Raw genomic sequence first — 22,689 nt, forward strand, 5'->3', positions numbered from 1 at the left:
CCTGAATAATTCATACTTTTTAATTGAAACCGTCTGAAACTGCCTAACGGCAGTCTGATAATTACTTTTTTATTTTCACCCCTTAAGTGATGAAAAAAGAACCCCATTCTGCTATGGTAAAGGTGACGAAACCAACCATAAGAAAGGAGTTCTTCTCATGACTAGATTACACGAAAATCAAGTTAAATTCAATTCAAATATCACTATTTCACATACTGGTGGTCGTCTATCAAGTGATTCGGGGTTAGTCCTGGTTAAAGAATTGATGAATACCTTCGGCTTTTCACAATTAGCTAAACAATGGCTCCATATCACAGATCATCGGGCTTATTTTACCCATCATAACTTAGCGATATTGGAACAGCTTATTATGCAGTTAATTGCTGGTTACTCGGCAGACTCATCAGCTAATCTATTAAGACAGGATCCAGTCTTTCAAGCTGTACTCGGTAAAAAGCAGTTGGCCTCACAATCGTCAATCTCACGGTTTCTGGATCGTTTCACCGAGGAGAACATCGATCAACTCCAAGCATTAAATCAGTCGCTGATTAATAAAGCGCGTTTGATTCGCAATGATACCGAGTTAATCATTGATGTCGATTCCACACATTCGGATACCTTTGGACGCCAAGAACAAACAGATTATAATGCCCATTATCAAACCTACGGCTATCACCCATTAGTTGCCTTTGACGGACTGACCGGAGATTTCTTAAAAGCTGAACTGCGTTCAGGCAATCAGTACACATCTAAAGGGGTAAAAGCTTTTATCGCCCCGCTGTTATACCAATACAAGAGCACGTTACCTCATACCGAGATATTGGTTCGGGGGGACAGCGGCTTCGCCACACCAGAGGTGTATGAGTCTTGTGAAGCAACTGAAAGCCAGTACGTTATCCGATTAAAGAGCAATCGGAGGTTAAGTCAGTTAGCTGAACACTCTGTTCTTTACGGGGACAATCAAGAATGGGAAGAGCGAGAAGTGCAGTATTTTTCACTACCTTATCAAGCACAATCCTGGTCGAAACCCCGTCGTGTCTGTATACGTTCCGTCCGTGAAGGAGGAGAATTGCTTTTTCATCATGCGTTTATTGTGACTAATCTATCCGACAACGTCTCGCCTGAAGTCATATTTTCTCTTTACGGCAAGCGTGGAACAATGGAAAATTTCATCAAAGAAGCGAAAGGTGGCTTTTACTTCGATAAAACAGATAGCCCGCGTTTCTTAGAAAATCATGTCAGAATGATGATCAGTGTCCTTGCATACAACCTCGTCAATTTTTTAAAAACCATTGGTTTTGATAAAGTGAACCAGGGCATGACGATCCATTCCATCCGGCTGACATTGCTTAAAGTAGCCGGTAAACTTGTTCAAACTGGGAGACAGGTCTATCTCAAACTGTCAAGCTATCATGTGTATCAAACTGAATTTTATAAGGTTTTTGAACGCCTGCGGCGATCCAAACAATGGATTTAGACTAGTTATCACACAAATTTTTAAACCGATTTTTTTCAAGGGATTCGTCTGCCCTTAAATAGACAAATTTTTTTATTATGACCTTCTTCCGTAGGCATCCTGTTCGAAAACACATTATTTTGGAAGGAAGTATCTGCCTAATTTAAAAATGGGCAATTTCTTCAAAAAAAAAGCTTGAATTTAGATCTATGAATTATTCAGGTAAAAATATAAATTTAAAAAAATTATCTAAATCAGAAAAGCTAATATATCATGCAAGTCAATTTTATAGTAATAAGCTACTAGGATACATTGAAGGTGATAATGATCCTGAAAGTCAATACAAAAAGTTATCTTGTTTATTGGATCTGTTTTTAAGTAATTTTAAATTAATGTATATTGAAACAGATGAAATTAATGAAGCATTTGTTATTTTCGAAACATTGAATGCTAGAGGTAAAGATTTAGAAACTTCTGATCTTTTAAAAAATCATGTTTTTAGATCTTCAAATAACAAAATCAAGATTATAAAAGTTCAATGGAACCAAGTTATAGAGAATTTAGGAAATGTTGATCCAACAAGATTTATCAGACATTATTGGAATTCGCAACATAAATTTGTTAGAGAAAAAGATTTATATAAAGGTATTCGAAAAGCTATTAATACGCCTAAAAAAGTTGAAGATTTGATGGAAGATTTAGTTGGACTTTCTGATTTATATACATCCTTAAGCTATCCTGAAAATTTTGTTTATTTTGAAAATTCTACTTTAATTGAACGTACAAAAGAGATCAGTAATTTGGGAGCAAGTTCTTATTTCCCAATTATGCTAGCACTAGAGAACGAAAAGTATGACGAAATTGACATAGATAAAATAATGGAAAGTATTGAATGCTTAATAGTTAGAAACTTTGTAGTAGCAGGAAAAACAGCTAATAAATTCGAAGTTGAATTTGCAAAAATTGCATATCAAATTACGCAACATCAATTTGATGAAATAGATGAAATTTTAAGTGCTATAAAAAATTTGACTATTAATGATGATGAATTCAGTAATGACTTTAAAATTTTCACTACTAAAAAAACCAATACTATTAGATATATATTAAGAAAGGTTCATAATAATTCTAATACTGAAACTAGAATAATCAATGATAACAATACAATACACATAGAACATATTATGCCTAAAAAAACGCAACATTGGGATATATCTAAAGACTTGCATGATGAATATCTGTGGAAATTAGGAAATCTGACATTGTTAGGACATGAATACAATTGAAGCGCCACCAATAGTAACTTTGAATTAAAAAAAGATGTTTACAGACAGTCTGATATACCTATGACTCAAAACTTGATTGAATACAAAGATTGGACTATTAAAGACATAGAAGAGAGACAAGAATCTTTTATTGATGTTGCACTACAAATTTGGAAAAAATAAACATTCATTCTTTGTTATATCACTTAAGATAATATAAGAAGATCATTTTAAAGCATGTAGTTTTCATAAATAGCACTAAGATGAGTGAAATTTGTATGTGATGTGTTAACATCTGTAAATCTATTTATAAGAGGAGCAAATACTTATGAATTTTAAATCTGTCGATTCACTGCAACCTATAGTAAATGTAATTAACGAAACTAACCAGGCTGTTCAAGACAAATCAAGAACGATGATAGACAGCCCATTATCTGACATGGTATCCGGAGCTTTAGGAGCGGGTATTGGGGGAGCAGTTTCTTTTGCCGGCTTATACGGGCTAGGTACTGTTGGATTGAGTGCAGTTGGTATCACATCTGGATTAGCTACGGCAGGAAGTATCGTTGGTGGAGGAATGGTATCCGGAGTTTTTGTATTGGCGGCTCCAGTTGCAATTATTGCTGGAGGTGGGATTGCATTAAATGCTAAACGAAAAAAAAATAAATTAAAAAGAGAAAAGGAACGGCTTTACCAGGAAGCTTTAAAAAAACATAATGCAGTGATTGAAGCTTTAAAGGAAGAAGTAAATGCAACAAATGATAGGATGGAATACTTGAATGGATTAAACATTTTATTACAACAAGCGATTAAGGAACTAAGGTCAGATTTAGAGGGAGTCTAAATGAAAAAGTATCAATATTCCGAATCAGAGAAAGAACTAAATAAAGTTTTGCATTATCATGATAATGTTTTAAACAGCATTCCTTCTCTTAATCCAAATAAAATAAAAATGGGTCAAAACATCGCTTCAAGTGAAGAGCTGCTAAAGAAATTAAGTTTTAGTCAGCAAGTTTGTGAGATGGGCAGTAATTTATCTCATACAGAAAAGAAAATAAAAATCTCAAATCTTCGATCTTGGGACGAGATATTAAAAGATGCTCATAACTTGGTACCTGATGAAGTAGATTTACAGTCATTGTTTATAGAAGAAGAATTACAATCCAACGAACGGTACATAAATCAATTAAGAAATGACTTCAATTCTCTTAATAAGTTGGATGAGACTGACTATTTAATTTGTGTTGCTGCAGGTATTCTAGCCGCATCAGTTGATATCTTTTTAGATGGGATTCCTAAAAAAACAAAAGAAGGTGTCACAGCTGGACCGTTGTCTGATTACATTCGAAATAAATTTGATGAAGCGATTCCTCAAGAAAAAATAAAAGAGTTGGAAAGAAAGTTTAAAGTTCCTTATGATCTATCAACGAATTATAAATTAGATGAATATGTTGATGGATTGAGTAGTTGGTTTCACAGGTATCATTCGCTTGGTCATGATCCAATATTAGGATTTGTTTTTGGAGTGTTTGATGTGATGACGGGCAGATTTAGTGCGATAGACAAAAAAGGAAAAGTAATTTCACAAATCTTATCTGATGTACCCGAAGGTATTGATATATTTCAAGCTATTGGTAAAGTTTTTGGTCATATGAAATCTGACGTCAATACTTCCATGGGTTTACCAGCTCCTTTGATGACTTTATTTAATATGTTTCAATTTGGAAAAATAGAAAAAGAGAAGTTAACTATTGCAGAAGTTGCAAGAGGAATGTATGCACAAGGTTACGATTTTAAACATTTCTGTTCGATGTCTATATCCACTATGATTATTGAAGTGGTTGTCAGATTGTCTTATTGTATAAAGAGATTAAACGAAGGTTACAGTTTAAAAGACTCTATTCCAGTAAATGGATTTGGTAGGAAATTGCCTAAATTGCAGACAATGCTTTTTATAGCCCATTCCATAAATACAGCTTCTAATGCCGGAAAAATTTACTTTACAAAGAATCCATTAGCTATTAATTATACAGAATGGCTAGCCTTTACTAAATACTCTGTTTCGCAATTAAAATGGACACTTCGTGATAAACCGGTACTTAGAGATCAGTATGTAGAAAGTAAACTTCTAGAGGAATGGAATGATCTTCAGTCGGTAATTAATGATATGTGGACAGCAACAGAAGAAGATTATATAGTTCTTTAATCGTAAAACGTTTAGTGGGACTACTAAGTATAACAATCAATCAGTTTGCTGTAGACAGTATGATTGAGCTGAAGAAGTCATATGAGTTACTTAAAAATCGTTTAGGAAGAATTCCTTATCTAAGAGATTTTGAAGAACAACAGACTTTAGATCCAGTATTGATTGCAGGGAAGAAGCATAATTATTATGGATTTTTAGATGCAATAAAAGAGAGCGAAAGAGAACTCAGTAAAGAAACATCAGCTTATTTAACCTTTGCTACAAGAGAGCTATTAACGGGTATAAGAAGACATGAATTAATTTTGATGCTTAAACTGATTAATGAGCCAAATAAATTGTTTACGGTAGCTGAATTAAAACAATTCTTTTATGATCGCGGATTATTAAATGACGAAGAAACGATTAATTCAGTCATACGTACGCTTGATTTGAGCTTCTTTACTGGTCAAGAAGCTAAAACATATAAAGGTTCTGAGATAATCGAGTTTCAAGGTGAAGAAATAGGTTTAACAATTGAATTCAAAGAGGCACTCAAGAATGAATACTTTGTCAAATTAATTAAAGATACGCTAATAACGAGTAAGTTAAAGTCCAAACTATTTGATCAAACGACTCCATTGACCAGATTTCAGAAGTATCGTCGTAAAGATGTTATCAGGTTACTAAAGTGGGAACAGCAGATGATCAATCAGAATATTGGTGGTTACACAGATTTCAAAGACCAGTTTGTTATTTTCGTTACGCTGGAAAAAGGGGACGACTTTGCAGGTGCTCAAATGGCGTATGAAGATGAGCTGCTAGATGCTTCCACCATGAAGTGGTTCACAAAAGCACCACGAACCCTAAACTCCCCAGAAGTTATCAAGCTGAAAAATTCAGACGACTATGATATTCGTGTGTTCGTTAAAAAGTCAGATGATGAAGGATCGGATTTCTACTATTTAGGAGAAGTAAAACCGAAGCTGGATACCATCACGCAATTAAAGAAACCAGACAGTAATGGTCACATGAAAAAAGTTGTCGAGATGCAGCTGGAATTTTTGCAGCCAATTGAAACTAAATTGTATCGCTATTTGCAGTTTAATATCAACAATGTATAAGTAAAGTAAGTATAGGGTATAGGCAAAAGGAGATAAAACTATATTGGTAAATGACCTTGTAAAACAGGAACTAGATGGAGTGAAATTTAAGCTAAGAGCCAAAGAAGATTTTTCATTTTTAAGTCAATTTGGGAAAGTTTTTTGCGTTTTTGACCAGAATGATTCTGGGAATATAAGTTTTGGAGTAATCAATAATAAACTAGAAAAGTTCTTTATAAAAGTAGCTGGAGCTCAAACGCTTGAGTTTGCTGGTAATACTAATGAAGCAGTTGAAGCATTGAAAAATACTATAGAGATTTATTCAGATTTAAAACACCCTAGTTTAATTAATATGATTTCATCTGGTGATTATAACAATCTATTTTATATTGTATTTCGTTGGGCAGAAGGGGATTGTTTATATGATCACTGGAACTTTGATTACTATCATAATCATCCGGAAGTAGAGTCGCCTAGAAAAAGATTTGCTAAAATATCGAATGAAGATAAGCTTGAAACAGCGAAACAGATTCTTGAATTCATGGCATTTGTTGAATCAAAAGGATATGTAGCTGTTGATTTTTATGATGGAAGTTTGATGTATGACTTCAAAAGCAATCAACTAACCATCTGCGATATTGATCTGTTTAAAAAAAGTCCAGTACTAAATGACATAGGTTCAGACTACTGGGGAACAAAAAGAATGAAAGCGCCAGAGGAATATCATCTGAATGCAATAATAGATTCAAGAACAAATGTGTTTACTATAGGTGCATTATTTTTCAATCTATTTGGAAATTACTCAGGTGAACTATTGCGACAAATCTATACGGAAAATAAATTTATACCTTTAGAAGAAAAAAATTGGGCATTATCTTCAGACTTGTATAATGTAGCATTGGATGCAGTAAAAGAAGAGCCTGAAAAACGATATGCTACTGTTAAAGAATTTAAAGATGAATGGATTAATAAAGCATAATTTTATAATTAATGAAATACCCAATTTACTATTAAAGTAGGTTGGGTGTTTTTATTTTCATTGTAGAATCTTAAGATAAATATTTCACTTCAAATTATTTGGGTGCAGATCATGTCCCCCGTTATCCTTTCGATTACGATATACTATGGTTACAATCAATCTTGGCCAGGGGAGATTAAATAAAATGGAAAATAACAGATTGAATTTGATTTACAAGTTGAATCATATTGCCAATGAGTTAGAAGTCGGAACTGTAGAATATGAATTAGCAAGATTTTTCTTAGAGAACTTTAAAAGCGTTAACAAATGGAATATCTATCAAATTGCAGAAGACAATAATGTATCAAGGGCATCAGTTCGCAGATTCGCTAAGCAACTAGGCTATGCAAACTTTTCAGATATGAAAGCTCATGTTCAGGAGTTTGATGACGGGATCAATGATTTTCAACAATTCTATGGGGTAGAGGGCTTCTTAGATGTATTAGTCTCAAACATTCAGGCTTTGATGAAAGAGCTGAGTATCCGAATGAATACGCAGGAAGTGGATCGATTAAATAAACTCATCAATGAAAATAAAGAAGTCATTATTTTCACTTCCAGTAATATCGCAGGTTTAGTGAAGACATTTCAGCAGCGAATGATTATTTTTGGTAAGAGAATTACTTTGTTGACTGAGCTGGATGATTTGAAAAAATTTAAAAATGTGAAAGAAAAACCACTGATTATTGTCGTTTCAATTTCTGGACTTTTGCTTTCAACGATCCTATCCGAACTCAGAGAGATCAATGCTACAAAAATATTATTTACAAACAATCGTAACCCGATTTACAATCAGGATTTCGACAAACTTTATCATTTGAGTTCGCAGCATCATGAAAGTGATATAAACGATTTGCTTTATTACACCTATGGAATCAATTTTGTATTAGATCTGTTATTCAATGGATATTTAATGAAGTATAAAAGGGAAGGAATTTAATTATGCATTATAAAGAGAATCCTACATTTCCAAAAGATTTTTTATGGGGCGCTTCAAGCGCTGCCTGGCAAGTTGAAGGAGCAGTAGCAGAGGACGGACGTGCTCCGGCAATTATTGATTTAAATAGTAAAAAGAAAAAACCGTACGCTGATAATTCAATTGCTTCAGATCATTACCATTTTTATAAAGAAGATGTGCAATTGATGAAAGAAGCTGGATTCACTTCGTATAGATTCTCTATTGCTTGGCCTAGAATTTATCCAGATAACTCAGGTGTGCCCAATCAATTGGGAATCGACTTTTACAATAATCTAATCGATGAATTGATCGATAATGGTATTACACCAATTGTCACTTTATATCATTATGATATGCCAGTTTGGGTCGATAAAGAATTTAACGGGTGGTATGACCGTGGAATCATAGATGCGTTTGATCAGTATGTTAGAACGTGTTTCAACGAATTTGGGGACCGCGTTAAGTATTGGCTAGCGATCAACGAACAGAATATGCAAATCGTCTATGGTGACTGGTTAGGTGTCTGTAAATACCCAGAAACCTGGTTCAAAGATAAATGGAAAGTAAACCATATCATGAATCTATGTCACTCAAAAGCGGTTATTGCTTGTCATGAATTGGTAGAAGGCGGAAAGATCGGTCCTGTTCCGGGAATGGTTCCTTTCTATCCAGAATCTGCTAATCCCCAGGACCAAATTGCCGCAATGAATGCGGAAGAATTGACTGAAAAAATCTGGAACGACTTCAATGCAAACCGAGAATATAACGGCTTCATTAAACGTTACTGGAAAGAACATGACATTGATCCAGATATTCGCCCTGGGGATATGGAATTAGTTGCGCAGGCAGAAATTGATTTCTTTGGAATCAACTGTTACAGAAGTAACGTAGCCAAAGCTTCTCCAGCGGATTCTGAGTATCAGGAAATCGGCTTGAATAAATCAGGTGAAAAGGGTAATTTCGTTTATCCAAACTATCCAGGAATCTTTGAACAAACGAATAATCCATTTGTTGAAACAACTGACTGGGATTGGGAAATTGACCCAGTAGCGATGCGTTATCTTTTAAGATATATGGAAGATCACTATCACTTGCCAATGGTTATTACAGAAAACGGCTATGGAGCGCATGAAACATTAGGGGAAGATGGGAAAGTTCATGACGAAGAACGAATCAAATTCCTTAAAGAAAACATTTATCAAATTGGACTAGCCATCGAAGATGGAGCAAAAGTTTTCGGCTATAATCCTTGGTCATTCACAGACTTATTAAGTACAGGGAACGGAATGGCTAAACGATACGGATTAGTTTATATCAATACAACAGATGAAGATGTACTGGACTTGAAACGAATCAAGAAGGATTCATACTACTGGTATAAAGAAGTCATCGCTTCTAATGGCGCAAAAGTAAGTGAAGAAACAATTGATTTTTCAGAATGATTATAGAAAACTGTAATGTAATTTAAAATAAAGTATGGCAGTTAAGTGTAAAAACATTTAGCTGCTGTGCTGATCGCTTATATGTAAACGATTACTTTGAGGGTGAAGGTGGAGGATTATGTCAAAATATGATGAATTAATTCCCTTTATATATGAGAATATCGGGGGAGCTCAGAATGTTATCAGCGCAAATCATTGTGCAACCAGGTTACGTTTGAAACTAAATGATACGTCCAAATTCAATGAAGACAAGCTGAAAAATAACGCATTGATTATGGGAACTGTCAAAAGAGATAATGAAGTCCAATTAATTATTGGACCAGATGTTCCAGAGGTCTATTCTCTTTTTTCTAGAAAATTAGAAGGCGTTGAATCAAGTGCTCAAGAAGGTCCGAAACAAAATAAAAGTTTGAAATCTTACGGAACAATGATAGTTGATTTTATTAGTGGGACATTTGTTCCAGTGCTGCCGATTCTAGTTGCAGCCGGGTTAGTATCAGCTGTTTTGAATATATTAGTAACGTTTTTTGGAGTGTCTGGTGAAAGTGGAACTTATACCATATTGAATGCAGTAAATAATGCCGGATTTTACTTTCTACCTGTTTATATAGGATACAGTGCAGCAAATAAAATAGGAATCAATGGAATGATGGGAATGTTTTTGGGAGCCATTCTTGTTCATTCTTCCATAGATGGAGCAGAAGGACTAACCTTCTTTAACCTATCTGTTCCTACAATGGCATATAATACAACAACGATACCCGTTATTTTCGGTGTTTTATTTATGGCCCTTTTAGATAAAGGTGCAGACAAAGTTATTCCGCAATCTATTAAATACTTTTTAAAACCGTTAATGGTTATTTTAATTACTGTTCCTGTAACGTTGATTTTATTAGGACCATTAGGAAATGTCGTCGGGGGTTATATCGCAAGTGGATTAGGATTCTTATTCGATAAAATGGGCTGGTTCTCTGTTGGGATCTTAGGCGCTCTTACACCGCTGCTGGTTATGACTGGAACAAACCAGGCACTATTCCCGCTAGTCTTTGCAATGATGGGAGACTATGGATATGATGCATTTGTTCTTCCTGCTATGTTAGCAGCGAACGTTGCAGTTGGTGCTGCAGCTCTAGCAATCTCAACACAAGAAAAGAATACTCAAAAAAGATCCCTTGCTTTATCTGCCGGGATAACGGGAGTGATGGGGATTACTGAGCCTGCTGTTTTTGGGGTAATGATCAATTACAGTAGTGCGTTTATTGGAGCAATTACAGGTGGAGCAGTCGGCGGAATACTGGCTGGTATTGTTAGCTTGAAACAGTATGCAGTTGTTTCTCCAGGATTAGCAGCAATTCCAACGTATATCCCAACAGATGGATCGGGATTGAATAGTAATTTCTGGCTGTCCATAGTTGTACTAGCAGTTGCGGTATCAGTTTCGTTCATCGTAACTGTCGTTCTTGAAAAAAGAGTGATCCGTAAACAAAAACTTCAACAAGCGGATAAAGCGGTCAGAATTTTGAGCCCAGTTCAAGGGACTGTATTGCCTATTGAAGAAGTTAAAGATCCAGTGTTTTCTGGTAAGATGATGGGAGATGGGATGGCGGTTATCCCTGTCGAAGGTAAAGTCATCTCCCCAATCGATGGATATGTCATTATGACTACACCGACAAAACATGCTATCGGATTACGGGGAGACAGTGGTGTAGAAATTTTGATTCATGTTGGCATTGATACCGTTAATTTAAATGGAGAATTTTACGATCTATTAGTTGAAGAAGATCAGTATGTTCACGCAGGAGATCCATTGATTAACTTTGATATAGAAGGAATAAAAGAAAAAGGATATGACCTAACAACGCCAGTCATTATAACAAATACTCCAGACCACGAGAGTTTTGCTAAAACGATACAAAAAGAAGCAGATGTAAAAGATTATCTGTTTTCAGTGAATTGATTAAAAATGACTACTCTATTAGCTAAAAAAATTTTTAGCTGTTCTAGTATATCTATTTTTATGGGATTTAAAGTAGTAGGATTCCAATGTAAGATGCAGCATCTATTAGTTTAGTAATATCTTTCTTTAAAACAGACCATGAGAATAGTTGAATTAGTCATTGCCGAAAAGAATGTCATTTTTAGAAGAATACAATGGCTAAAAGAAATTAAAAAATAGCTATAAAGGAATATAAAATAACAGAGGCATACCATGAGTAATCAATAATTTAGAAAAGAAAATATATTTAGAAAGCAGGATTTGATTTTACAAGTTTTTTTCGATACAAAGTTGCATTTAATGATACAATCCAAAAATTAAAAAAGGATACTTTATCTCATTCATTTCAAGATAAAGTATCCTTTTTTGTATCCACTATTCTTAGACAGGTTGATGATAGATATAATTATAATAATCTGTAGGCAGCTCGCTTGGAATGTACTCCATTATTCATTTATGTAATCACTAATGATACTAAGTAATTTTAAGAGATGGAGGGAGGACACAGTAAACCAATTAAATTGCTATACTCAGTTACCAAATAAAAGGCTGTTATCCTTTAACTAAATAAGAGATCTCCACTCAGTTGCCAGATATGGAAATGTTATCAATCAACTTGACTAGGTTTCTCCACTCAGTTGCCAGGCAAGAAGCGCTGCTCTCTCCTTTCAGCAATGTTTCTATCCTAAGCTGCAAAATCAATTCTATTATCTAAATGGTTTCCCACTTTTCTTAACACGATACATTGCGCTATCCGCTTTGCTCAGTAACTCTGTGAGAGTTGTTCCATCTGTTGGGTAGTAAGCGAACCCTATGCTGGATGTGCAATGTATTTCTATATCATTGACTGAATAAGGTTCGTTCAATAACTTAGAAAGGGCAGCGATTTCTTCTTGGACATTATATTCAGCGATTTCTTTGATTAAAATAGTAAACTCATCGCCACCCATTCGTGCAGATAAAGCAGTACTATCAGCATAGATTTTGATTCTATCTGCTAAGGCAGACAAAAGAATGTCTCCAGCTTCATGACCATAATGATCATTGATTTCTTTAAATTTATCTACATCTACAAATAATATGGCAAAGGTTAGATTTTCTTCTTTAGCCTGTTTTAATAGATGAGTTAGTTTTTCTTCAAATAGCCTTCTGTTGCCTAGCCCCGTTAAATAATCATGGTAAGCATAAAAGTGGATTTTCTCCTCATTTAACTTCTTTTCCGTAATATCTCTACCAATTCCAAAACTACCTACTAATTTATTTTTGACAAGTATAGGGATATGAGTCATATCAATATTCAAGTCACTTCCATCTTTGTTTTTCAAAGTAAATTCATGACTGCTGGGAACTTCATTTTTGGTTGTGGATAATTGTTCATTCTGATTAGCTGTATAATGCTGTTCAATGAAATCTGCAATAGGGAAGCCATTCAAAGCATTTGGATCATCTCCAATCAATGTGGCACCCACAGAGTTCATACTCTCTATTTTTCCTTGTAAATCAAAAGAAAATACAGAATCAGGGTGATATTCAAAAAGAGATCGGTACCGTTCTTCGCTTACTGCTAATTCTTCTGTTTTCTGATAGTACTGTTTTACTAATTTTCGGTTTTCAGAAATAACAACGAATTGTCTCAAAAGTACAAAAGTGATAGACAAACCGGATCCTACGCTTATCATATCCAGGCCATTAGATTTTGTAATCATGAAAAAGAACAAGAAAATAACCAGTAAATAAGGAAGGATAAGTTGCCAAATAGATAGTGAGTAATTATCCAGCTTTTCTATTTCTATAGCAGTTTTTCTTTCAGATTCTCTTCCGATAAGAGCAGTATAGCCAATTAACAATTCCGGTAAAATAAATAACGGATCGATCCATTTGCCGGAAAAATAAATCCCTTGAGCAATTTCAAAAAAATGAATAGAGCCAGAAAAGATTTGTATGCTTAATCCAATCAGAATGTAATTCAACACTCGTTTTGAAAAAAATTCTTCTCCTCCAAAGTAAAAAGCAGAGACACACAGTAATAATAAAATATCTATAATAGGATAATAGAGATTAACAGATAAAGATAGTAAAGAAACATTTCCTTGCTCAATAAACGGTTCCAGAATATAATACCAGCTGAATGTTATGGAAACAGTCATCACGACGCCAATATCAAAAATAAACTTAGTGAACATAGCTTTATTGGCTTGTCTCCATATAATAAAGACAAAAGCAAACAGACAAAATAGAACAGAAGCCATATAGAAAATTTCATATAAACTTAGTGAAGGAGAGGGAACAATAAGGATGGTTTCACTATAAAATGAAAAAATTTCTCCTATCAAATAACTAAATGTACTTAAAAATAATAACAGCCAATACACTTTATTGATTTTTAATTTGCTTTTTCTGTATGCGCTCAGTAACCACATACTGGGAATGAAGGTACCGATTATCGAAAAAACATTGCCCCCTGAGATGCGCAGATATTCATTATCCTGCCATATCAGTAACCATAAAAAATAAAATAAAATGAAACCTGTTAAGGCTATTAACCAAATTTTATTTTCTTTTTTTATTTTCATGCTATAACTCCTTAAATTTACTCTTATAACGGGTTGTAGGGGCTCTTTATTAAATCAACTAATTATATCCTTATTTATTATCGTATTCATTATTCAGCAAATAAGTGTTTGTTAACAATTATAACATGTATTTCAAAATCTATATACTTTCATAGTAGCTTGAAAAGTTCTAAAGAATAGTCCAAATTGAAAATTCTATGAAAAGTCGTAAATAATTCATTGACAAATATTTTGAGTAAGAATAATATAGTTAGCACGGTAACTATATTTGAGTAAGTAGATAAACACATTAAAGTTAGCTTGCTTACTAAGTGGAGGGCATTATGTTTAAATTGTTAAGAAAAACCAATCTAAAAGAAAGAATAGCACTGGTATTCAGTATTCTTTTTATAGTCGTTCAAGTGTGGCTGGAGTTGAAGATTCCTGATTATTTATCAGAGATTACTACTAAGCTGCAAATAGAAGAAACAACGGTGTCTGATATTATGGCTCCCGGATCAATCATGGTTTCACTTTCTTTGTTAAGTTTGGTTGCTTCTATTATCGTAGGATTTATTGCAGCAAGAGTTGCAGCAAGTCTAACGAAGAAAATCCGTGGAGAAGTATTTCGTAGTGTAATGGACTATACACCCGGAGAGATAAAACAGTTTTCTATTCCAAGTTTAATTACAAGAACGACTAATGATATTACTCAAATTCAACTAGTCATAGCAATAGGATTGCAAGTTATTATCAAAGGTCCGATAACAGCTATTTGGGCAGTTACGAAAATCGCTGATAAAAGCTGGCAGTGGACAACATCTACAGGAGTCGCTGTTATTGTATTGTTGATTATGCTGAGTTGTATTTTAGTTTTTGTTCGACCAAAGTTTATAAAAATTCAGTCACTCACTGATAAATTGAATGGTCTTACTCGAGAAACACTGCAAGGAACTCGAGTTGTGAGAGCGTATAATGCAGAAGACTATCAAAATGATAAATTTCTGAATGCAAATGAAGAATTGACATCCGTAAACTTATTTACCAGTCGTATGCTAGCTATATTAAACCCCGGTATGACAATTATCTCAAGTGGGTTGACATTAGCCGTATACTGGATTGGGGCACATTTGATTCAATCAGCGGGTATGCCAGATAAAATCACTCTTTTTAGTGACATGGTAGTCTTCTCTTCTTATGCCATGCAAGTGGTATTAGGATTCATGTTGATGACGATCGTGTTTATTATTTTGCCCAGAGCATTAGCGTCTGCAAACCGGATCAACGAAGTACTTGATTTAGCGCCATCTATTGATTTTGTAAAAGAAAGTCAATTCAGCTCAAAAGAAAAAGGAAGTATCGAATTTAAAAATGTAACATTTTCCTATCCTAATGCAGCTGAACCAGTCATTGAAGATGTTAGTTTTACTGCCAAAGCAGGAGATACTGTAGCATTTATTGGCTCAACGGGTAGTGGTAAAAGTACTGTTATAAGTCTGATTCCTCGCTTCTATGATGTTACTGAAGGGGAAATCTTAATTGATGGAAATAATATCCAGTCATATAGCCACGAAGATCTGAACAATAAGATTGGTTATATTCCACAAAACCCATTCTTATTCAGTGGGACTATTCGGTCTAATATGAATTTTGGAAAGAGCTGGTCAGATCTGAACCAGGATTCACAAATTTATTCAGCTCTAGCCTTAGCTGAAGCAGAAGAATTTGTACTTCAAAAAGAAGAACAACTGGATAGTCATGTTGCTCAATCTGGAACGAATTTTTCTGGTGGTCAGAAACAAAGACTTTCAATTGCAAGAGCGATTGCTCGAAAATCAGAAATATTAATATTTGATGATTCATTTTCTGCCTTAGATTATAAAACCGATAAGAAACTGAGAAATAATCTATCAGAAAATATGGCAGACACAACAAAATTAATTGTAGCACAAAGAATTAGTACCATTATGGATGCAGACCAGATTCTTGTGTTGGATGAAGGTAAAGTAGTGGGTCAAGGAACACATAAAGAACTCCTTGAAAGCAATCAGGTTTATCAAGAAATTGCTTACTCTCAATTATCAAAGGAGGAGCTGAATAATGGATAATTCATCAAAAGGAAATAATAGTCAAGGAAGTTCGTATAGTTTCAAAGATATTTTAAGTAACGTAAATCAGTATGCTGGTCAATATAAGCTGCCGTTTTTACTTTCTGTCATCTTCGCTGCATTCGGAAGTGTAGCCACCATCATTGGTCCAGACAAGTTAAAAGAAATTACTAACTTAATTACAGAAGGTATAGCAACAGGAATTGACCTAGAGCAAATCAACCGTATTGCAATAACGTTAGTAATTTTATATCTTATAGGAAGCAGTCTTTTATATGCCCAGGGATTTATTGTAGCAACGGTTACACAGAAATTTTCTAAGCGATTGAGAAAAGAAATATCAGTCAAAATAAATAAATTGCCGTTGAGATACTTTGACTCTCATAGCCAAGGAGATGTTTTAAGTCGGGTTACAAATGACCTTGATACAGTGGGTCAGTCATTGAATCAGAGTTTAGGAACTTTAGTCAGTTCTATAACCCTTTTCTTCGGATGTCTGTTTATGATGTTTAAAACGAATGTAATCATGAGCTTTTCTGCTATCGGATCAGTGCTGATTGGGTTTTTACTAATGACTTTAATCATGAAAAAATCTCAAGTTTATTTTAAAGGACAACAAAGCAAATTAGCTAAAGTAAATGGATTTGTGGAAGAAGCTTACTCAGGACACAACACGATTTATTCATACAATGCTAAAAAGGATACGATAGATGAATTTGCTGATTTGAATACTGATTTATATACGAGTGTCTGGAAATCTCAGTTCTTATCAGGTTTGATGCAGCCATTGATGGTTTTTATTGGGAACTTTGGCTATGTCGTTGTCTGTGTGGTTGGAGCAGTTTTGGTAATCAATGATTCGATTACTTTTGGTGTAATCGTTGCATTTACAGTATATGTTCGTTTATTTTCTCAACCACTCGGTCAAATGGCTCAAGCGTTTTCCGGATTACAAAGAGCTCAGGCAGCTATGGGTAGAGTCTTTGAATTTCTAAGTGAGAATGAAATGCAAGATGAAGTTAATAAAACACAGCAGCTCAATCAGAAAACACAAGGATACGTTGAATTTGATCATGTAAGTTTTGGGTATAATGAAGGTCAGACGATTATTGATGACTTTTCTACTACAGCCCTGCCAGGTCAAAAAATTGCAATAGTAGGTCCTACAGGTGCAGGTAAAACTACCATAGTCAATTTGCTAATGAAGTTTTATGAAGTTAATGAAGGTAGAATTCTAATTGATCATATTGATATATCAGATATGACTAGAGATGAAGTGCATGATCAGTTTTGTATGGTACTTCAAGATACATGGCTCTTTGAAGGTACAGTTAAAGAAAATCTGATTTATAACCAAAAAAATGTATCAGACGAAAAAGTAGTTGAAGCAGCTACTGCAGTAGGCATTGATCATTTTATCAAAACTTTGCCAAATGGCTATGATACTGTACTGGATGATAGAGTCTCATTATCTGTTGGTCAGAAACAATTATTGACGATAGCCAGAGCATTAGTGAAAGATTCTCCAATGCTGATTCTTGACGAAGCAACGAGTTCAGTTGATACAAGAACAGAAGAATTAATTCAAGCAGCCATGGATAAACTGATGGAAGGTAGAACAAGCTTTGTGATTGCTCACCGTTTGTCAACTATTCAAAATGCCGATACCATTCTGGTTATGAAAGATGGCGCTATTATTGAAAGTGGAGATCATGAAACATTAATGAACGACCAAGGATTCTACTCAGATCTTTATAATAGTCAGTTTGAAAAATAAATCGGTAATAATTGAACAGTTATATGTGATGCGGGTCATAGAAACAGGAACCTCTAATTTCCAGCTTCTTGCTAATAGAGCTGTAACTAGGACACAAACAGTGAATCTAATTGACAAGAAAGTTATGTATAACTAACATGATTTTATAAGACTAGAGAAAGGGCTGGAAATGTATGGATCCCCGTGGCACGATTGGATTTGAACTTAGAGAATTATCTATTTTACTGATCCGATATATTGAAAAAGAAAAAGCAATCAATAATCTTGAAGATATTCAAAGCTTACAAGCCTGGACGTTAGGCTATTTATATAAAAATCAGCATAAAACTATTTTTCAAAAAGATATTGAAAGAGAGTTTTCAATTCGTAAATCTACTACAAGTAATTTAGTTAAAAGAATGAAAAAAAATGGATTTATCGAAGAAAAAAAAGGAACTCAAAGTGACAAGCGCTTGAAACAATTAGTCTTGACAGAAAAAGCAATTGCACAGATTCAAGCTTTCAAGCCATATGTTCATCGTCTGGAAGAAAAAATAACTGAAAATATCAACCCTCAAGAAATAGAGCAGTTCAAAGAAACGCTGGCAAAAATAAAAGCTAATCTCAGCTGTTGAATAAAAAACTCTGCTGATGGCACTAATTCAGGTGGGTAGTTCTTGATGATCAAAGCCCTTTGCTTACCTATAAAATCTTTTGAAGCAACCTGTAAACGTATATTTTGAATTTACTAAAAGCTGTTGCTATACTGTTGTTATTGAAGGAAGCAGACGGATAGGAGGAATCATTTTGTCAGAAGATATTCTAAGAAATCGGATCATTGAAATTTATAAAAGTGATGAAGGTATCAACGGAAAAATAGGCGAATTGAAGACAGCTTTTCCTGATGGTGAAATTATAGAGAACGTAGAGCAACTTTATGAAGAAGGCATCCTTGTAATCAGAGATGGTAAAGGCTCAGGAAAAGAGTCATTTCTTTCTAAAGCAGATAATGACAAAGAAGTGACTGATTTTTATCCAGAAGTATTACGGTACAAGTAAAAACTGATAAATCTACGCACTGGTGAGTATCAACTACTTACCGGTGCTTTTTTGTATGGAATTTAGCCAAGTGTCCATTGAAAGGTATAATCAAATTGACTTCTAATGTAAGCTAAACTAGAATGAACTTGAATTAATTGTAGGTTAGATTAAAAAATAGAAATAATGAAGGAGATAAAAAATGGTTCAAACACAAGCAGGTCATACCTTTCTAGCTGAACTAGGTAAAAAAAGATTGCGTCCTGGTGGAGTAGAAGCTACTAATTGGCTGATTGAACAAGGACAATTCTCACAAGAAGCTCAAGTGTTAGAAGTAGCCTGTAATATGTGTACAACTTCTATTGAACAGGTTAAAGAGTATCGGTGTCATATTACAGGAATAGATTTAGATAAGCAGGCTTTAAAGCAAGCCGAAAAGAATATCCGAAAAGCTGATTTATCTACTTACATACAAATCGTTCAAGGAAATGCTTTGAAACTTCCATTTGAAGATGCATCATTTGATATAGTCCTCAATGAGGCTATGCTGACAATGCTGAATGACAAGGCTAAAGCAAAAGCTTTGAAGGAATATTACCGAGTATTAAAACCGGGGGGACAGTTACTGACGCATGATATTTCCTATATGAACAGAAGTATGGAGCCCAAGCTAAATGAACTGAGAGATACCATTAACATTAATGTAGCACCTTTACAAAGAGATGACTGGAAAAAATTATTCCTTGATTCAGGATTTACGGAAGTTAAAAGTAAAGGTGGACCAATGTCACTGATGTCACCCGTTGGAATGCTGAGAGATGAAGGATGCTGGAATACAGGAAAAATTATATTCAATGGTATGAAAAAAGAAAATCGAACGAGGTTCAAACAAATGATGCGATTCTTTAATAAATCAGGTAAAGAACTAGATTATATAGCTGTTTCCAGCAGAAAATAAGCGAGTATATAACATTAAGGGCTTTTTGAATTTGAGTTTTAACGAATAAAAGGTTACTGCAGTAATTAGTCAGTATGCTATAAATCTTGTTCCTTAGAGATTTAAGTATAAAATTGAATCTGAAAAGGATAATTCAGTTTTCTATTCGACTCATTTGCTTTAAACTGTAAATAATCAATTTATGAATGGAGTGAAGTGAATGGGACAAATTGTGTATACTAATTATTGGCTGAACCGACTTAGTGATGTAAAGAAAGAGCATGGTAGCTATGTAACTGAAGAAGAAGCAATAGATGGGATTAAAGCTTGGTGGGATCTGCATAGTGAACATTATCCTCATGCTCAGTTCAAGCGGACACAATCCGGAGCTCTAGAAGTCATCTATGATGATGATAATCACTACTATCGTATTGAAAAAAGAACAATAGAAGGTGCATTGCCTTCTAAGAATTATCGATTAAGAAAAGCTGGAGAAATTGAATCTCTGCGCTTTAAACATAGCCTTCACGAAGAAGCTTATCTATTTGATGAATTAGCAGAGCCATTACGAGATCGACTAGTAATTGCAATGGCAGATTCCAAAAAGTTACAAGATTATATTTACGATGAAGATGGTTGTCCAATAAAAAAAATAAATGAAAAATAATAATTGATTCATCAGGTCTCCGAGGGTATTAAAAAGCATCTTCGGAGGCCCTTTTTAATAAATATTTGAAATTCAGAAATAAAAATTCTACTGTAATCAGCTTATAAAATTTGTTTCAATAATTAACCTGAGGAGATAAACTAATAGAGACTCGGAGACGTTACATAATATTGGTTGGATAATAACTTTGCCTATGCAAATTCTTTCGCAAAGATCTTCAAATAAAGTATACTAATTTATAACAGACAATTTATAAGTGGGAGAATAATGGATGTTTACAGAAAAACGATTGACAGAAGCCTATAATAATGCCAAAGAAATGTTTTATGATGATTATTCTCGTATTGTGTTTATGAGTGATGCACACCGTGGAGATGGTAGTGTATCAGATGAATTTCTACGTAGTCGCAATCTTTTTGTGCACGCTTTAAAAGAATATTATGAAAGTGAGTATACTTTTGTAGAAGTAGGCGATGGAGAAGAACTTTTAGAATATTCAGAGTTTGAGCATATAAAAAATGCCCACACAGATGTATATGGATTGATTAAAAAGTTTTATGATAAAGACCGTTACATTCGCATTTTTGGAAATCATGATATCTTTTTAAAAAAGCAGAAATATGTTGAAAAGAACTATTACATTAATTATGACGAATACAGTGAAGAATATTTTGATTTCTTGAAAGGGATTGATCCGTTAGAATCCCTGGTTCTAAAGCATCGTCAGACAAGTCAGGAAATATTTGTGTTGCACGGACATCAAGGGGATGCACCGAATGATCAGTTCTGGTTTTTCACTATGCTTTCTTTGAAATACTTCTGGCGATTCTTACATCGATTTGGAATTCGCAATCCTGCCAGTCCGATTAAAAATGTATCGAAAAGACATAAAATTGAACGTAATTATAGTAAATGGATCAAGAAAAATAGGAGAATGCTGATATGCGGTCACACACATCGCTTCAAGTTTCCTAAAAATCGTGCAGTTCCTTACTTTAATACTGGGTGCGGGATTTATCCTTCTAGTATTACTGCATTAGAACTTTCTGAAGGAATGATTCGTCTTGTTCGATGGAAAGAAAAAGTGAATGATGATGGATTGCTGTATATCAAAAGGGAAACCATGAGAGGTCCGGAACCTGTTGAACTATTTGATATCCGCAAGCCAAAAGAAGTTGTGGAATATTTAGCTAAACTGAAAATTCAACGAACCAAAAAATCAAGAGAGGAAAGAGCTGCTTTCAGAGAAGAGAAGATGTAAAAATAAAGAGCAGTAAAATAGCCATTCGTCTTTATAAATAGAGAATGGCTATTTTTGTATGATTAATTTTTTAAAGTAACAGTTATCAGTTCAGGTCTGTTATTGATTCGAACAGGAATGATACTGTTTCCTAAACCACGACTAACGATCATATGAGTCTGATTTTCAGTATAGATACCAGCAGTATATTCAGGGAATATTCCTTGATCTGGAGCAATCAGTCCGCCGATGAAAGGAATTCTGAATTGTCCTCCATGGGCGTGTCCGCTGAATACTAACTGGAAATCCTGAGCTGCATAGGTTTCATATAATTCAGGACGATGAGAAAGTAATATTTTGAAACCTTCAAAACGACTAGATAGTGTTTTTAAGGTTTCCTCAGGACTGGAATTTTGGAATGTCGGATCTTGCAGTCCAGCCAACATTATCTGAGAAGAACCTTTACTTATAAAGATAGACTGGTTGTCTAGAATGGTTATTTCTCTTTCAACTAACTCTGCTTTTAATTGAACATACTCCTCACTCCAAGCTTCATGATTTCCCGTTACAAAGTATAAAGGAGCAATCTCCTTAGACTGATCAATAAATTCTAGAGCAGTAGGCAGATCTGTTTTTGATGAATCAATTAAATCACCAGTAAGAACAATAATATCCGGCTCTTCTTCTTGTAGTTTCTCAATAAGTTGGCTGCCCCAGTCTTTGTTATGTAAATCTGAGACTTGAGCGATCTTATATCCGTTAAAGCTTTCTGGCAGTTCCTCATCTTGTACAGTGAAATGAGTGGTTTGAATTGAATAGTTTCCCCAGAGCATCCAAAATATTAGTATAATGGTTATAGTTAAGGTAATAATCAGATATTTATGTTTTTTAGTAAAATTGATAGTTTGCTGTTTCAAGAAAAGGCTCCTATCGGCTACGGGCTTCAAAATATTATTTTCTAGAATTATAAC

The 22,689-nt window shown here is 34.3% G+C and carries 17 protein-coding genes and 1 pseudogene; 16 read left to right on the top strand and 2 right to left on the bottom strand.

Annotated features, from left to right (window positions below):
- The first annotated feature begins 157 nt into the window (after positions 1-157).
- The 9 genes and pseudogenes from BM212_RS07400 to BM212_RS07445 all read left to right on the top strand — a co-directional run bounded on the left by BM212_RS07400 (position 158) and on the right by BM212_RS07445 (position 11,381).
- Positions 158-1,477, top strand: coding sequence for an IS1380 family transposase (locus BM212_RS07400; RefSeq protein WP_056947192.1), 1,320 nt, complete (start codon positions 158-160; stop codon positions 1,475-1,477).
- Between the two features lie 188 nt (positions 1,478-1,665).
- Positions 1,666-2,904, top strand: a pseudogene (locus tag BM212_RS07405) (DUF262 domain-containing protein).
- Between the two features lie 145 nt (positions 2,905-3,049).
- Complete coding sequence (locus BM212_RS07415) at positions 3,050-3,565, top strand: hypothetical protein (RefSeq protein WP_177206380.1); 516 nt, start codon at positions 3,050-3,052, stop codon at positions 3,563-3,565.
- Positions 3,566-4,927 carry a hypothetical protein gene (locus BM212_RS07420; protein ID WP_091897760.1) on the top strand — a complete coding sequence of 454 codons (1,362 nt, stop codon included), beginning with the start codon at positions 3,566-3,568 and terminating at the stop codon, positions 4,925-4,927. It abuts the gene before it with no gap.
- Complete coding sequence (locus BM212_RS07425) at positions 4,891-6,027, top strand: DUF3427 domain-containing protein (RefSeq protein ID WP_091897763.1); 1,137 nt, start codon at positions 4,891-4,893, stop codon at positions 6,025-6,027. Before BM212_RS07420 ends, BM212_RS07425 begins: the two co-directional genes overlap by 37 nt.
- Positions 6,028-6,070: 43 nt before the next feature.
- Positions 6,071-6,985, top strand: a complete 915-nt coding sequence (locus BM212_RS07430; RefSeq protein WP_177206382.1) for a protein kinase domain-containing protein — start codon at positions 6,071-6,073, stop codon at positions 6,983-6,985.
- A 184-nt stretch (positions 6,986-7,169) separates the two neighbouring features.
- A complete protein-coding gene (locus BM212_RS07435; protein ID WP_091897769.1) occupies positions 7,170-7,964 on the top strand; it encodes a MurR/RpiR family transcriptional regulator in 795 nt (264 codons plus the stop codon).
- A gap of 2 nt (positions 7,965-7,966) precedes the next feature.
- Complete coding sequence (locus BM212_RS07440) at positions 7,967-9,424, top strand: glycoside hydrolase family 1 protein (RefSeq protein WP_091897772.1); 1,458 nt, start codon at positions 7,967-7,969, stop codon at positions 9,422-9,424.
- A 118-nt stretch (positions 9,425-9,542) separates the two neighbouring features.
- The gene (locus tag BM212_RS07445; protein ID WP_091897775.1) at positions 9,543-11,381 is read left to right on the top strand and encodes a beta-glucoside-specific PTS transporter subunit IIABC; all 1,839 of its coding nucleotides are present in this window, start codon (positions 9,543-9,545) and stop codon (positions 11,379-11,381) included.
- A gap of 746 nt (positions 11,382-12,127) precedes the next feature.
- Here BM212_RS07445 and BM212_RS07450 read toward each other — a convergent pair.
- On the bottom strand, positions 12,128-13,993 hold the full coding sequence (locus BM212_RS07450) for a diguanylate cyclase domain-containing protein (RefSeq protein ID WP_091897778.1): 1,866 nt from the start codon (positions 13,991-13,993) through the stop codon (positions 12,128-12,130).
- A gap of 323 nt (positions 13,994-14,316) precedes the next feature.
- Here BM212_RS07450 and BM212_RS07455 point away from each other — a divergent pair, with 323 nt between their 5' ends.
- From BM212_RS07455 to BM212_RS07485, 7 genes are all read left to right on the top strand, one after another.
- On the top strand, positions 14,317-16,080 hold the full coding sequence (locus BM212_RS07455; protein ID WP_091897780.1) for an ABC transporter ATP-binding protein: 1,764 nt from the start codon (positions 14,317-14,319) through the stop codon (positions 16,078-16,080).
- The gene (locus BM212_RS07460; RefSeq protein ID WP_091897783.1) at positions 16,073-17,857 is read left to right on the top strand and encodes an ABC transporter ATP-binding protein; all 1,785 of its coding nucleotides are present in this window, start codon (positions 16,073-16,075) and stop codon (positions 17,855-17,857) included. Before BM212_RS07455 ends, BM212_RS07460 begins: the two co-directional genes overlap by 8 nt.
- A gap of 173 nt (positions 17,858-18,030) precedes the next feature.
- A complete protein-coding gene (locus tag BM212_RS07465; protein ID WP_091897786.1) occupies positions 18,031-18,471 on the top strand; it encodes a MarR family winged helix-turn-helix transcriptional regulator in 441 nt (146 codons plus the stop codon).
- A gap of 172 nt (positions 18,472-18,643) precedes the next feature.
- Positions 18,644-18,895, top strand: a complete 252-nt coding sequence (locus tag BM212_RS07470) for a hypothetical protein (protein ID WP_091897789.1) — start codon at positions 18,644-18,646, stop codon at positions 18,893-18,895.
- A gap of 181 nt (positions 18,896-19,076) precedes the next feature.
- Positions 19,077-19,832, top strand: coding sequence for a class I SAM-dependent methyltransferase (locus BM212_RS07475; protein WP_091897792.1), 756 nt, complete (start codon positions 19,077-19,079; stop codon positions 19,830-19,832).
- 199 nt (positions 19,833-20,031) lie between these two features.
- A complete protein-coding gene (locus tag BM212_RS07480) occupies positions 20,032-20,478 on the top strand; it encodes a hypothetical protein (protein WP_091897795.1) in 447 nt (148 codons plus the stop codon).
- Between the two features lie 271 nt (positions 20,479-20,749).
- The gene (locus BM212_RS07485) at positions 20,750-21,739 is read left to right on the top strand and encodes a metallophosphoesterase (RefSeq protein WP_143744924.1); all 990 of its coding nucleotides are present in this window, start codon (positions 20,750-20,752) and stop codon (positions 21,737-21,739) included.
- Between the two features lie 62 nt (positions 21,740-21,801).
- Here BM212_RS07485 and BM212_RS07490 read toward each other — a convergent pair whose 3' ends face one another.
- Positions 21,802-22,635 (bottom strand): metallophosphoesterase, encoded by an 834-nt coding sequence (locus tag BM212_RS07490; RefSeq protein WP_218149699.1) that lies wholly within the window; start codon positions 22,633-22,635, stop codon positions 21,802-21,804.
- Between the last annotated feature and the right edge of the window lie 54 nt (positions 22,636-22,689).

Source organism: Marinilactibacillus piezotolerans (assembly GCF_900114235.1).
Taxonomy (GTDB): Bacteria; Bacillota; Bacilli; order Lactobacillales; family Carnobacteriaceae_A; genus Marinilactibacillus; species Marinilactibacillus piezotolerans.